Annotated in this window: 13 protein-coding genes; 7 read left to right on the plus strand and 6 right to left on the minus strand. The window is 65.1% G+C overall.

The genetic code is table 11. The features are described 5' to 3' along the window. Positions 1–125 precede the first annotated feature (125 nt). Positions 126–2,348 carry an NADP-dependent isocitrate dehydrogenase gene (locus ACFVWT_RS15340; protein ID WP_390249205.1) on the minus strand — a complete coding sequence of 741 codons (2,223 nt, stop codon included), beginning with the start codon at positions 2,346–2,348 and terminating at the stop codon, positions 126–128. Positions 2,349–2,639: 291 nt separating this feature from the next. Between ACFVWT_RS15340 and ACFVWT_RS15345 the strand changes: the two genes are divergently transcribed. After that, complete coding sequence (locus ACFVWT_RS15345) at positions 2,640–3,629, plus strand: trypsin-like serine peptidase (protein ID WP_390249207.1); 990 nt, start codon at positions 2,640–2,642, stop codon at positions 3,627–3,629. 28 nt (positions 3,630–3,657) lie between these two features. Further along, a complete protein-coding gene (locus ACFVWT_RS15350; protein WP_390249209.1) occupies positions 3,658–3,798 on the plus strand; it encodes a hypothetical protein in 141 nt (46 codons plus the stop codon). A gap of 68 nt (positions 3,799–3,866) precedes the next feature. Here the strand turns inward: ACFVWT_RS15350 and purH are convergent, their stop codons facing one another. Then, entirely contained in the window at positions 3,867–5,537 is a 1,671-nt protein-coding gene (gene purH / locus ACFVWT_RS15355; RefSeq protein WP_390249211.1) for a bifunctional phosphoribosylaminoimidazolecarboxamide formyltransferase/IMP cyclohydrolase, read from the minus strand. 152 nt (positions 5,538–5,689) lie between these two features. Between purH and ACFVWT_RS15360 the strand changes: the two genes are divergently transcribed. Beyond that, positions 5,690–7,042 carry an MFS transporter gene (locus tag ACFVWT_RS15360; protein ID WP_390249213.1) on the plus strand — a complete coding sequence of 451 codons (1,353 nt, stop codon included), beginning with the start codon at positions 5,690–5,692 and terminating at the stop codon, positions 7,040–7,042. Between the two features lie 72 nt (positions 7,043–7,114). Here the strand turns inward: ACFVWT_RS15360 and ACFVWT_RS15365 are convergent, their stop codons facing one another. Both ACFVWT_RS15365 and purN read right to left on the minus strand, forming a co-directional pair. Next, on the minus strand, positions 7,115–8,050 hold the full coding sequence (locus ACFVWT_RS15365; RefSeq protein ID WP_390249215.1) for a hypothetical protein: 936 nt from the start codon (positions 8,048–8,050) through the stop codon (positions 7,115–7,117). Positions 8,051–8,195: 145 nt separating this feature from the next. After that, positions 8,196–8,759, minus strand: coding sequence for a phosphoribosylglycinamide formyltransferase (purN, locus tag ACFVWT_RS15370; protein WP_390249217.1), 564 nt, complete (start codon positions 8,757–8,759; stop codon positions 8,196–8,198). Between the two features lie 39 nt (positions 8,760–8,798). Here purN and ACFVWT_RS15375 point away from each other — a divergent pair, with 39 nt between their 5' ends. Then, positions 8,799–9,230 (plus strand): hypothetical protein, encoded by a 432-nt coding sequence (locus ACFVWT_RS15375; protein ID WP_390249219.1) that lies wholly within the window; start codon positions 8,799–8,801, stop codon positions 9,228–9,230. Between the two features lie 61 nt (positions 9,231–9,291). Here the strand turns inward: ACFVWT_RS15375 and ACFVWT_RS15380 are convergent, their stop codons facing one another. Both ACFVWT_RS15380 and ACFVWT_RS15385 read right to left on the minus strand, forming a co-directional pair. Beyond that, positions 9,292–10,608: a DUF6350 family protein gene (locus ACFVWT_RS15380; protein WP_390249221.1), complete on the minus strand. Its 1,317-nt coding sequence runs from the start codon at positions 10,606–10,608 to the stop codon at positions 9,292–9,294. Positions 10,609–10,670: 62 nt separating this feature from the next. After that, complete coding sequence (locus ACFVWT_RS15385; protein WP_390249222.1) at positions 10,671–10,937, minus strand: hypothetical protein; 267 nt, start codon at positions 10,935–10,937, stop codon at positions 10,671–10,673. A gap of 125 nt (positions 10,938–11,062) precedes the next feature. Here ACFVWT_RS15385 and ACFVWT_RS15390 point away from each other — a divergent pair, with 125 nt between their 5' ends. The 3 genes from ACFVWT_RS15390 (at position 11,063) to ACFVWT_RS15400 (ending at position 13,932) form a co-directional block, all read left to right on the plus strand. Next, complete coding sequence (locus ACFVWT_RS15390; protein ID WP_390249223.1) at positions 11,063–11,524, plus strand: DUF4383 domain-containing protein; 462 nt, start codon at positions 11,063–11,065, stop codon at positions 11,522–11,524. A gap of 298 nt (positions 11,525–11,822) precedes the next feature. Then, positions 11,823–12,422 carry a helix-turn-helix domain-containing protein gene (locus tag ACFVWT_RS15395; protein ID WP_390249226.1) on the plus strand — a complete coding sequence of 200 codons (600 nt, stop codon included), beginning with the start codon at positions 11,823–11,825 and terminating at the stop codon, positions 12,420–12,422. Between the two features lie 163 nt (positions 12,423–12,585). Further along, a complete protein-coding gene (locus ACFVWT_RS15400) occupies positions 12,586–13,932 on the plus strand; it encodes an MFS transporter (protein ID WP_390249228.1) in 1,347 nt (448 codons plus the stop codon).

The following is a 13,932-nucleotide window of genomic DNA, read 5'->3' on the forward strand; positions in this document are numbered from 1 at the left end:
GCCGGCACCCCGCGTCGGCCGCCAAGCCGGTGTCGGGCGCCAAGCCGGTGCCGGCTGGCCGCCAAGCAGGAACGCCCCGCCTCCCGTGATGGGAGGCGGGGCGTTCTGACGTTCAGCGGGCCCGGCTATTTGGCCAGCCCGGACAGAACTTCAGTGAACTTCGCGGACGGACGCATCACCGAGGCAACCTTGGCAACATCCGGGTGGTAGTAGCCACCGATGTCCACCGGGGACCCCTGCACTGCGAGCAACTCTGCAACAATCGTGTCCTCGTTGGTGGCGAGCGCCTCGGAGACAGCGGCGAAATCGGCGGCCAGCTCGGCGTCGTCGGTCTGCTTGGCCAGCTCCTGCGCCCAGAACTTGGCGAGGTAGAAGTGGCTTCCACGGTTGTCCAGTTCCCCGACGCTGCGGCGCGGGGACTTGTTCTCGAGCAGGAACGTGCCGGTGGCGCGGTCCAGCGTATCGGCGAGCACCTGGGCACGCTTGTTGCCTGTGGTGGTCGCGAGGTGTTCGAAGCTGACGGCGAGAGCCAGGAATTCACCCAGGCTGTCCCAGCGCAGGTGGTTTTCCTTCAGCAACTGCTGGACGTGCTTCGGTGCGGATCCGCCGGCACCGGTCTCGAAGAGGCCGCCGCCGTTGATCAACGGAACCACGGAGAGCATCTTGGCGCTGGTGCCCAGTTCAAGGATCGGGAACAGGTCCGTGAGGTAGTCGCGGAGCACGTTGCCGGTCACCGAGATCGTGTCCTCGCCCTTGCGGATGCGCTCGAGCGTGAAGGCCGTGGCCTTGACCGGGGACATGATTTCGATCTGGAGGCCCTCAGTGTCGTGCTCCTTGAGGTATTCCTTGACCTTGGCGATCAGGTTGGCGTCGTGCGCGCGCTCCTCGTCCAGCCAGAAGACGGCAGGGGTCTCGGAGGCGCGGGCGCGGGTGACGGCCAGCTTGACCCAATCACGGATCGGCACATCCTTGGCCTGGCAGGCACGCCAGATGTCGCCCGGGGCCACCTGGTGTTCGATCAGGACGGCGCCCTTGCTGTCCACGAGCTGGACCGTGCCGGCGGACTGGATCTCGAAGGTCTTGTCGTGGCTGCCGTATTCCTCGGCGGCCTGGGCCATGAGGCCCACGTTCGGAACAGTGCCCATGGTGGTGGGGTCGAAGGCGCCGTGGGCGCGGCAGTCGTCGATGACTACCTGGTAGATGCCGGCGTAGCTGCTGTCCGGGAGGACGGCCAGCGTGTCCGCTTCCTTGCCGTCCGGGCCCCACATGTGGCCGGAAGAGCGGATCATCGCTGGCATGGAGGCGTCCACGATGACGTCGGAGGGAACGTGCAGGTTGGTAATACCCTTGTCCGAGTCCACCATGGCCAGCGCGGGACCCTCTGCGAGGCCCTTCTTGATGGCTTCCTGGACGCCCTCGCGGACGTCTTCCGGAAGCTCTTCGAGTCCGCCCAGGATGGAGGCCAGGCCATTGTTGGGGCTGAGGCCGGCGGCGGCAAGCTGCTCGCCGTAGGTGTCAAACAGTTCGGCGAAGTACGCCTTGACCACGTGGCCGAAGATGATGGGGTCGGAGACCTTCATCATGGTGGCCTTCAGGTGCGCGGAGAACAGCACACCCTCTTCCTTGGCGCGGACAACCTGGGCTGCCAGGAATTCATCCAGGGCAGCGGCGCGCATCACGGTGCCGTCCACAACTTCGCCGGCCAGGACGGGGAACCCGCGCTTCAGGACCTTGATGGTGCCGTCTTCCTTGACCAGCTGGATCTTGACGGTGTCATCGGACTCGATGACCACGGACTTCTCGTTGGCGCGGAAGTCCTCGGCGCCCATGGTGGCCACGTTGGTCTTGGACTCCGGCGTCCAGGCACCCATGGAGTGCGGGTTCTGGCGGGCGTAGTTCTTCACCGACAGGGGCGCCCGGCGGTCCGAGTTGCCTTCGCGCAGGACCGGGTTGACTGCCGAGCCCTTGATCTTGTCGTAGCGTGAGCGGATATCCGTCTCGGTGTCGGAGGACGGGTTGTCCGGGTAGTCCGGGAGGTCGTAGCCCTGGGACTGGAGCTCGGCAATGGCCGCTTTCAGCTGGGGAATGGAGGCGCTGATGTTGGGCAGCTTGATGATGTTGGCTTCCGGCTTCTTTGCCAGGTCACCGAGTTCGGCCAAGGCATCACTGATCCGCTGCTCTTCGGTGAGGTAGTCACCAAACGCCGAAATGATGCGGCCCGAGAGGGAGATGTCTCGGGTCTCCACTTCCACACCGGCAGTCGACGCGTAGGCCTCGACAATCGGCAAGAACGAATAGGTGGCCAGCATGGGCGCTTCGTCAGTGTGGGTATAGATAATCTTGGCCATTGCTTGGGCGTCTCCTGAAGGTATACATACATCTGGAACTCTGGCGTTATTTCAACATACTTAACTTACCCGAGCAGGGCGCGTCGACGCCCATCGGGGCCTCCGGAGACGCGTAGCATGACCCGGCCGGTCACTACCAGAGCCGTCCTGACACTCGACTCTGCGTAGCACCAGGCACAATACAAAACTTGAGTTTCTATTTACAACAATTGTCACAGTGGGTAGGTTGATCACCACCAGCGGCGGCCACCATCTGAGGGCGCCGCATTCACTTCTGTTGAGGACACACCCATGACGAAATCGAAGACTCTGGCCACCAGCCTCCTGAGCCTGTCCGCCGCCGCGCTGCTGGCCGTCTGCGCAGCCGGCGGGGCACAGGCCGCGCCGGCATCACCGCAGGACGTCTCACCACAGAACGGCGGGCAGGTAGCCATCCAGTCGGTGGACGGCTCGAATGCGGCGGATTACTGGACGGCAGACCGCATGCGTGCAGCGGTTCCGGGCGACGTACTGGCCGCCAAAGCGCTGCAGCGCGGAAACACCTCGTCAGCCGCGGCGGTGGAAAAGGGTTCGAGCACCAAGATTACGGGCAAGGCAGGCAAGGGTAAGACCGTCCTGCACGTCGACGAGAATCCGGTGTCCCACATTGGCAAGGTCTTCTTCACCATGGGCGGCAGCAACTACGTCTGCTCTGGCAACTCCGTGGTGTCCAACAACAAGAGCACAGTGTCCACAGCCGGCCACTGCGTGAATGAGGGTCCGGGCGCGTTTGCCACCAACTTCGTCTTTGTCCCGGCCTACCTGGACGGCGCCGCGCCGTACGGCAAATGGGCAGCCAAGGCCCTGTACGCCCCCACCCAGTGGAGCTCGGCCGGCGACATGCAGTACGACACCGGCTTCGCCGTCGTCTCGCAGCTCAACGGCCAGAGCCTGGCCGACGTAGTGGGCTCATCCGGGGTCCAGTTCAACGCAGCCCGCGGCCTGACCTACAAGTCCTATGGCTACCCGGCCGCGGCCCCGTTCAACGGACAGTCCCTGGTCAGCTGCACCGGCCCGGCCAGCGATGACCCCTACAACCCCCAGTTCAACACCCAGGGCATCCCGTGCGACATGACGGGCGGTTCCTCCGGCGGTCCGTGGTTCATCGGCACCAGCTCGAACGGCTACCAGAACTCCATCAACAGCTACGGCTACAGCGGCGCCCCCTCGAAGGTCATGTACGGACCCTACTGGGGTTCCGTCATCCAGCAGGCATACTCGAGTGCATCGTCCGCGAACTGACGGCTCCGGGCCGTCGGCTGACGATGCTGTGAGCCACAGCGACATCAGCCAGGCGCCGGAGGACATCATCGCCTACTGGACCCCGGAGCGGATGGCCGAAGCGAAGCCCCGCGAGGTCCGGCTCCCCGAGCCGGAAACGGAACCGGAAGCGGAGCCGGAGGACAACTAACTGAATAAACGACGACGGCGACCGTTCCCTCTCCGGGGGCGGTCGCCGTCGTACGTGGCGCTTAGCTCTTAGTGGAAGAAGTGGCGCGCACCGGTGAAGTACATGGTGATGCCGGCCGCGTTGGCCGCTGCGATTACCTCGTCATCCCGGACGGAACCGCCGGGCTGGACCACGGCGCGGACGCCGGCATCGATCAGGATCTGCAGTCCGTCGGCGAACGGGAAGAACGCGTCCGAGGCTGCCACGGCGCCGCGGGCGCGCTGCGGGGCGGAGCTCGCGTCGGCGTTCGAGGCACCGCCGGCGCCCTCGACGTCGGACTCGACCTGCACCCCAAGCGTGTTCGCGCGCTCCACGGCCAGCTTGCAGGAGTCCAGCCGGTTCACCTGGCCCATGCCGATGCCGACCGCAGCACCGTTGTCTGCGAGCAGGATGGCGTTGGACTTGGCCGCCCGGCAGGCGGTCCAGGCGAACGCGAGGTCGGCCAGCGTGGCCGCATCCGCGGCCTCGCCGGCAGCGAGGGTCCAGTTGGCGGGGTTGTCGCCTTCGGCGTCGACCTTGTCAGCAGCCTGCACCAGCATGCCGCCGGAGACCTGGCGGAACTCGGTCGGGTAGCGGCCGTAGCCCTCCGGCAGGGCCAGAAGGCGGATGTTCTTCTTCTTGGACAGGATTTCCACGGCCTCGTCTTCGAAGCCCGGCGCGATGACGACCTCCGTGAAGATGCCGGCAACGGTGCGCGCCATTCCGGCGGTGACCGTGCGGTTGGCTGCGATGACGCCGCCGAACGCTGAGACGGGATCGCAGGCGTGGGCCTTGGCGTGCGCGTCGGCGATGGCGTCCGCGGCGTCGGGGGAACCGACTGCCACACCGCAGGGGTTGGCGTGCTTGATGATTGCCACGGCGGGCTCGGCGAAGTCGAATGCTGCACGAAGGGCGGCATCGGCGTCCACGAAGTTGTTGTAGCTCATGGCCTTGCCGTGGATCTGGTCAGCCTGGGCGATGCCGGCGGGAGCGGCCTTGTCCACGTAGAGCGCGGCCTGCTGGTGCGGGTTTTCGCCGTAGCGGAGGACCTCGGAGCGTTCCAGCGCCAGGCCGGCGTAGGCGGGCCAGTCGATCACGCCGTCGCCGTCCTCATCCAGGAACTGGCTGGCCGTCCAGGTGGCCACCGCGGTGTCGTAGCTGGCCGTGTGGGCGAAGGCCTTCGCCGCAAGGCGCTGGCGGGTCTTCAGGTCGAAGCCGCCTTCAGCTGCGGCGCGGACAACGTCGCCATAGAAATTGGGATCGGTGACGATCGCGACGGCGGCGTGGTTCTTCGCGGCGGAGCGCACCATGGCAGGGCCTCCGATGTCGATCTGCTCCACGACGTCGTCCTGCGCGGCACCGGATTTGACGGTCTCCACGAAGGGGTAGAGGTTCACGACGACGAGGTCGAACGCCTCGATCTCCATGCCGGCCAGCGTTTCCATGTGGGCGGGGACGCGGCGGTCGGCCAGGATACCGCCGTGGACGCGCGGGTGGAGCGTCTTGACGCGGCCGTCGAGCATCTCCGGCGAGCCGGTGACTTCCTCGACCTCCTGGACGGGGATGCCTGCAGCCGCGATCTTCTTCGCGGTGGAGCCGGTGGAGACGATCTTGACGCCTGCTTCGTGCAGGCCCTTGGCGAGCTCCTCCAGACCGGTCTTGTCGTAGACCGAGATCAGGGCTCGGCGGATGGGAACACGGTCTAGCTGCGTAAAGCTCACAAAGGTCTCCGTCTTTTGACACGGTGGGTGCCGCGGTTGGTGGGGATGTGGCCAGTTTATCGCGTCCCGCGGGATGCCCTCCCTGCGCACCCGAGTGTGAAGTCCGCGCGCGCACCCGCGAGCGCAACGTAGAGTTTTCCCAGGAGGCCGAGATGAATACTTACACCACTGTGCCCAGCGGCGAACAGGTGGTCCAGGAACTGCCGTGGCGGTGGAAAGTCCAGGGCCGGATCTTCGTGATCGGTGGCCTGGGTTTTATGTTCGATGCCTGGGATGTGACGCTGAACGGGATCCTGATTCCCTTGCTGTCCACCCACTGGGCGCTGGCGCCCGGGGATGCCGCGTGGATCGGCACGGCGAACCTGGTGGGCATGGCCCTGGGCGCGTTCGCGTGGGGCACCATTGCGGACACCATCGGGCGCAAGAAGGCTTTCACGGCCACGTTGCTGATCTTCTCGCTGTTCACGGTCCTGGGCGCGTTCTCCCCCGACTTCATCTGGTTCTGCGTGTTCCGTTTCATGGCAGGTTTCGGCCTGGGCGGGTGCATCCCCGTGGACTATGCCCTGGTGGGTGAGTTCACGCCGCGGAAGCAGCGCGGCAGGGTACTCACCGCGATGGACGGCTGGTGGCCGGTGGGCGCCGCGCTCTGCGGCTTTGTTTCCGCCTGGCTGGTCGCGGCCTTTGCGGACTGGCGGCTGACCATGCTGGTGATGGTGCTGCCGGCTCTGCTGGTGTTCTGGGTGCGTCGCAGCGTGCCCGAGTCGCCGCTGTTCCTCATCCGCAAGGGCCGCCGCGACGAGGCCGCCAAGGTCATCGACGACCTGGTCAAAGCCACAGGTGCCGAACCCCGCGCGTACAGCCTCCCGGATGCGCAGGATGCGCCGAAGCTTTCTGCCGGCAGCGCCTGGCTCCAGCTGGTCCGCGTCTGGCGGTTCAACTGGAAGATCACCGCGGCTGCCTGGTCACTGTTCTTCAGCATCCTGCTGGTTTACTACCTGTCCCTGACGTGGATGCCGCGGATCCTGATCGGCGCCGGTTTCCAGGACTACAAGGCGTTCCTCACGACGGCGTCCATGGCCGCGGTCGGCCTCCTGGGCGTGGTGGTGGCAGCCGTGCTGGTGGAGCGCGTGGGCCGCAAGTGGATCCTGGCGATCACCGGACCGTTGTCCGCACTGACGCTGGTGATCGTGGCGTTCGTGGTGGACATCCCGTCCGCCGCCGTGTTCTGGCTGCTGGTGTTCGGCTTCATCGTGCAGGTGGCCATCCCGGTGCTGTACACGTACGTCTCCGAGCTGTACCCGACGGACCTGCGCGGCACCGGCTTCGGCTGGGCGTCCACCTTCTCGCGGCTCGGGGCCGGCTTCGGGCCGCTCATCTTCGCGTCCGTCCTATGGCCGCAACTGGGCCTGGCAACGTCCTTCGCACTCGCTGGCGGGCTGGTCCTGCTGTCGGTCCTGTGGATGGCGTTCTTCTCCCCCGAGACGAAGCAGCGCACCCTGACGTAAGCGGCTCATCTCTCCCCCAACTGACTGGCAGTTAACGTCGCGAAACGCGCTTTTCACGACGTTAACTGCCAGTCACTTGGGTACCCAGCCGCGGCTCACGAGTGCCGTGCGGACCTTTGCCACCGCCGGCCGGGCATCGTTGACCATATGCCGCTTGGATATCCGGACAAGAGTCCACCCGCCACGGCTGAAATCCTCTTCACGGGCGATGTCCCGGATAATCTGCGCCGCCTCGGAATGCCCGTCGCCGTCATACTCCACCGCCACTTTGTGTTCCGGATAGCTCAGGTCAGGCTGACGCACGACGCCGGGACGCAACTCCGCGGGAACGTTCAGTTTGGGCTCCGGCAGGCCGGCATTCTCCAAAGCCAGCCGCAGACGGGTTTCCGGCGCTGAATCGGCTCCCACGCGCGCCTGTTCCAAAGCGAGCCGGGCTTTGCGGATGCCGGGAGTTCCCTTGTGCCGGTCCAGCATGTCCGCGAGTTCCTCCAGCGTGGCGTGCGGCTCCGTTCGGCCCTCGAATTCCGGCCGGGGAATCCTCAGCAGGTGGTCTGCCACCACCGTCAGTTCGTTGATGGTCATCTTCCGCGAACAATCCAGCCAGGTCCGTGCAGGCGTTGTAATCAACAGCCCTCCCAGGCTGACAACCTCGTCGGAAAAGAACTGCCCGACATGCCCCACCACGCCTCGGCGACGCGGAATGGCCATAGTGTCAGGACGCGAGATGTGTATCCGCTCATCGTCCCGATTTGGGAGGTACCCCGGAAGCCCCCACAGTACAAAAGCCGTGGTGTGTGAGGCCGCCGAGAACGGGGTCACCACCGTGTACGGCCGGACGAGCTTGAGCCGGTCAAGAGGCTCGCCGGTGCTGGGGATGCGGACGCCGCGGCTTGGGACGCGCAGTTCACGGAACCTCAGACGCCCGGGAGTCACTCCGGCGTCGACAGCTTCGTAGACGGTGAAGGGTGCATCAGCCAGCGGGGCGGGAAGTGGGTTCGGCTCTCGCATTCCTCATGATTTCAAACCCCGCGCCCGCACTCAGGAGTTATCCACAGAACTGCGCACGCTCACCCAACTGACTCGCAGATAACGTCGCGAAACGCGGTTTTCACGACGTTAAGTGCCAGTCAGTTGGGTGCGCACACGACAAGAATTAGGCGGCGGCGAGCTGCGCCAGGGTGGAGACCAGGAGCCTGCGTTCCACGACCTTGATGCGTTCGTGGAGGGTGTCCTCGGTGTCGTCGTCGAGGATGGCCACGGCTTCCTGGGCGATGATGGGTCCTGTGTCCACGCCGGCGTCGGCCCAGTGCACGGTGCAGCCCGTGACTTTGACGCCGTAGGCCATGGCGTCCCGGACACCATGGGCACCGGGGAAAGCAGGCAGCAGGGCAGGGTGGGTGTTGAGGTACTTGCCGCCAAACGCGTCAATGAACTCCGGGCTGACGATACGCATGAACCCCGAGGACACCACCACATCCGGCTCATACGCGGCCACAGCCTCGGTCAGCGCCGCATTCCACGCGGCACGGTCGGCGTAGGCCTTAAAATCCACCACGAAGGTGGGGATTCCGGCGGCCGCCGACCGTTCCACACCGTACGTCCCCGGCCGGTCGGCACCGACGGCTGCGATCTCCACGTCCAGCTCGCCCCCCTTGACGGCGTCAATGACAGCCTGGAGGTTGGAACCGGTACCGGACACGAGGACAACGATGCGCATGGCTCTAGCTTATGGGGCCGCTCGCGTAGGCTGGAAAACATGAATCCCCCGAAGGACCCCGCAGGTCCCCAGCAGGCCCGGCACCCCCTTAGCGAGGCTGCCAAGACATCACTGCTGAAGACGCACAACCTGTTCCGCGCATTCATCGTTGCCGTCCTGGGGGCCTTCTTCGTCTACGAGCTGGACGTCACCTACCTGTGGCTGACCTCCCTCCTCACCGCCGTGAGCATCGTGCTCGGGATCATGGTGCTGGTCCGGGCCATCAAGCTGAAGGAATCCAAGCTGGTGCTCTTCGGGACCATTTCAGGGCTGGTGGTCTCGGCGGTGATGGTCCTGCTGATCATGGTGTCCGCAGTGTTCTTCAACCAGGTCCGGGATTTCCAGCAGTGCTCTCGCAATGCGCTCACCCAGCAGGCCACGAACCAGTGCCAGACGCAGCTCCAGAACTCCCTCCCCGCCCAGCTCCGCTGAGCCGTACCGCCCGCTGATACGCCAGCTGATCACCAGGAGTAACGCCCGACGGCGGGGCCTCCTAAGGCTTGGCCGCGTCCAGGTCCGCTTCGCGCAGCTTCTGCTGGCGCTCCAGCCAGGGGCCCGCCGCATAGCCGATCACGACGCCGATGCCCACCTCGGCGGCCACCCACAATGACGTGCCCAACGGATCCGGCCCGATGTCCGTGAGGCGGCCGATCCCTGCTGATCCGCGCGCCATCCAGGCAAGGCCGCCAGCCATCAGGCCCGCCGCAACGCCGATGATCGCGCCGAGGACCAGGGTTGAAGCCGATGCCGTGAACCAGCGGGCCCGGACCTTGATCGACAGCCATTCGTCGAAGTGGTTTTCGCCTTCTCGCAGGAACCACCAGCCGGCCAGGGCGCCGGCCAGGGCCGGGACGACCAGCGCCACGAAGCCGTAATCGAGCGAACCGGAAGGCAAGGCGGCGAACACCGGGATGGACGGCAGCGGGCCGACGGCGGTCCCCAGCGGGCCGGCCTGCGAGCCGACGCCGAGGGCGAAGCCGGAGCCGGACGTCCAGGCGAGCGCAAATACGGCAAGGTTGGGGAGGAAGCCGAGCTGCGCGATGGTGAGCACGGCACCGCCCATGGCGCCGGCGTCGAGCCCTTCATACACGGCGATGACCAGGTCCCAGTGGATAAAGAGGTCTACCGCAAGCAGCGCGGCGGACATGGTGAAGGCGGCCATCAGCGCGACGAATCCGGCCTTGATGGCGGAACCCAGATAGGACCCTGCCCAGCGGGAATGCTGGCTGGTCCGTGCAATCCAGTCCACGGCGTCGACGCCGATAAGCCGGCTCCAGGACCCCGCTTCGCGCCGGGCCCCCACCACCATGCCCAGGCCGAACGGGACCAGCGGCATCAGCCCGGCGAACCAGAGGAAGATGGCGACGTCGTCCGTGCGGCACACGAAGCCAGTGGCCATGCCGAACCCGGCGTAGACCAGCCACGAGCCCAGGAGGGCCTGCCAGAGCTGGTCCGTGTAGGAGGCGCGGGCCAGGCGCCGGCCGGCCCGCCACGCGAGCAGGAACGGGATGAGCGTCAGGCCCAGGGGGATCAGCGACAGGGTTCCCGATTCCGGCTGGGCCGCGGACTCGCCGGCCACCGTCGTCAGGTGCAGCGGCACGCCGTGGATCAGCAGCCAGGCCTGGCCGCCAAGCCGGGCAAGGGCGTCGAAGTTGTTGTTCTGGAATCCGGCCGTGGCCCACACCGCTACGATGGGCGCCAGCACCACCAGCGCGGAAATGACCGCCGCCTGGGCTGATTCGAGCGCTCCCTGCAGCCATAAGGGCATGGGAATGCCACGGTCTCCGGTCTGATCAGCGCGCAGTTTCATCGTGCTCCATGGTGTCACGGGAGGCGCCCCGGACCCGTCTGCGACAGGCTCAAACCCCGGAGTTACCAGAGCTCGTAATTGTCCTTGCTGATCATGAAGCCGTCGCCGCACGGCTGCGCGTTCACCTTGGGCAGGAGCTGTTCGGCCCGGTTGAGGGGCCTGGGGTTCAGTGGACGGGTGCCGGCTTCCGGAACGGCCGTCTCGTCGTTCATCCGCAGTGCCCCCGCAGCGGGCGCCGTCTCGGCCGGTACGGCCACGCTGCAGGCGGTGGCGAAGAGAAGGACGGCGGCGGCAATGAGGGGACGGAGGATGACTGTTACAGGGCGCATGGTCCTGTCAGTTCACCAGACAGGCGCCGTTCTGTCGCTGGGCAGAAGTCCCCATCCCCCAGCGCTTTTTTCGTTACTCAGCCGTAAAATTGGATTGTCCGCAATCAGTGGTTGGAGGCAGAAAAATGACTACCGCATCCCCACATGCACATGGTGTTCACTTTGGACGTACGGATGTCCAGAACGTCGGCATGGGTGTAGGTATTGTCCTCATGTTGGTGGGTGTCCTGGGGTTCATCCCGGGCATTACCCAGCAGTACGGCGAACTGAGGTTCCTTGGGCCTGATTCGCACGCCATGTTCCTTGGCCTGTTCCAGGTATCCATGCTGCTGAACGTCGTGCAGCTGGTCATCGGTGCAACAGGCTGGGCAATGTCCCGTAATGGAATGGGCGCCCGGAACTTCCTTATGGGCTTTGGTCTGCTGTACATCGTCCTCAGCATCTTCGGGCTCATTGTCGGAGTAGGTTCGGCGGCCAATTTCCTGTCGCTGAACACTATGGATAACTGGACCCACATGGTGCTGGGTGTGCTGATGATTGGCGCCGGCTGGATCCTCTCGAGGCACCTGGCCGAGGACCGCAAATAGCCCGGATCGCGTAGCCGGGACATAAGGAGCCGCTCATGAGGACCGATTCATAGCAATCTGAATGTTTTAACCACCGGTTGGTGCAGTTGCCCTGCGTAGTCGCAGGCGGCTGCACCAGCTTTTTGCTGTCAGGGACAAAGCAGGGGCGCGACGGCGGGAGGCGGGGCCGGGCAACCGTCACCCCACCCCCAAAAACTGCACTCCTGTGAATTTTTTTACTTTAATCAAGAAAAACATTGACTCGCTAAAGATCTTCACTATAGTTGTGTGAGTTAGCTCACCAACGAAGGATGCGGCAATGACCACCGAGACTCCCGCCCCGCCGGCAACCAGCGAACTCCTGGCTACCGTCGGAAACAAGGTGCGCGCCATGCGCAAGGCAAAGGGCATGACCCTCGCCAGGCTCTCGGACATCACCGGCCTCAGCCAGGCGATCGTCAGCCAGATCGAACGCGGCCTGGCCAACCCTTCCTTCACCACGTTGGCACAACTGGCTCACGGATTGGACATCCCCGTAGGGAGGTTCTTCATCGGCCAGGACGAATCCAAATCCCCTGTCGTTCGGAAATCCGACCGGCGCAACCTGAAAAACGTCACCCGCGAGTCGGTAGGGGAAGCAGTTCACGAACTGCTGACCCCGAACCGTGACGGAAACATCGAAGCGCAGTGGATCAGCACGCCCCCGGGGCATGACACGAGCGGAACACCCTTCACCCATAGCGGTGAGGAGTTCTGCTACATCATCTCGGGCCGCAAGGACGTCTTCCTGGACGGCGTCTGCTACAGCCTTGAGGAGGGCGACTCGATCACCTACTCCTCAGAGATCCCGCACTGGTACAAGAACAGCTACGAAGAGGTATGCGTAGCCATCTGGGTCAACGCACCACACGCGTGGTAACCCTGCCGACCCCAACCGGCACCAGCGTTTTCCCCTCACTGTCCGGACACTACCCGTGGCCGCAGACACTCCTTGCATCGTTCGCATCAAGCGCCTGCTCCACCAGGCGTCGATGCGTCATACCCTCCCACGCCCTCAGGGGCGTCAGCGTAAGGACATTTCCATGCTCGAAACACAAACGACGGACCCCCGAGGGACGGACAACGTAGTCACGTCCCCCTCCCCCGCCCGCTCCCCCCGCACCAAGCACGAAAAATTCACCCCCGAAGTCCGCAAGGGCCTGCTGGGCCTTGGCCTCGGCAACGCCCTGGAATGGTACGACTGGATGGTCTTCGGGCTCCTCTCGGCCTTCATCGGCCCCAACTTCTTCCCCAACACCGATCCGCTCTCCGCCACACTGAATGCGCTGGCAGTGTTCGCCGTCGGCTTCGCTTTCCGTCCGCTGGGCGGCATCCTGCTTGGCACCCTGGCGGACAGGGTTGGCCGGCGCCGCGTGATGCTGCTGTCCATCATGCTGATGGCCGGCACCACGCTGATCATCGCCATCACGCCCAGCTACCAGCAGATCGGCGCTTGGGCCGGAATCATCCTGCTGGCCTGCCGTGTCCTGCAGGGCATCTCCACCGGTATCGAAGCCCCGCTCTCCACCTCGCACGCCGTGGAACTGGCCCCGGAAGGCCGCGAAGGCTACGTGGCCGGCATCATGTCCTTCTACGTGAACATCGGCATCCTGCTGGCCTCGCTGATCAGCTTCCTCTGCAGCCTTACCCTGGGCGGGGCTGTGATGAGTGACTGGGGATGGCGCGTGCCGTTCATCATCGGCGCCCTCTTCGGCTTCGTGGTCCTGTACCTCCGGCGTTCGCTGCCGGAAACCCTCAAGGCCGAGGAGATGGCCACCAACACTCCCCGCGCGGTCTGGTCCGGAGTCCGCAAGCACTGGCTCTCCGTGCTGGCCATCATCTTCGTGGTGGGCGCAGCCCAGGCCTACAACTACGCCTGGAACGTGGGCCTGCCCAGCGCGGCCCGCAGCGGGTTCAAGGAAGATCCCACCGCGGTCTTCGCCCTCACCACCATCCTGGGTGTCATCCTGGTAGTGGGCAGCTGGATCATCGGCAAGCTTGCCGACGGCAAGGCCATGTCCCGCTGGTTCCTGATCACCCGTATCCTGGCCATCCCCTCCGTGTTCCTGATGCTGATGTACGTCCAGCCCGGCATCGGCGGCTTCGCGGCCGTCCTCCTCGGCGGCTCCCTGGTCCTGGTGCTGAACATGACCCTCTACAACGTGGTCAGCTCGTCCCTGATGCCCAAGAACATCCGTGGCACCGGCGTGGCCCTGGGGTACGGCGTCGGAGTGGCCCTCTTCGGCGGCACCGCCTCCTACCTCCTGGTCTGGCTCCAGTCCATGAACCTCAGCTGGATCTTCCCGGTCTACGTGGCCGTCCTGTCCATCCTCAGCATCGTCTTCTACCTCGCGGCACGCCGCTCCAACGGCATCTTCGTCGGAAAGTAA

Origin of the sequence: Arthrobacter sp. NPDC058288 (genome assembly GCF_042880995.1) — a bacterium.
Lineage (GTDB): Bacteria > Actinomycetota > Actinomycetes > Actinomycetales > Micrococcaceae > Arthrobacter.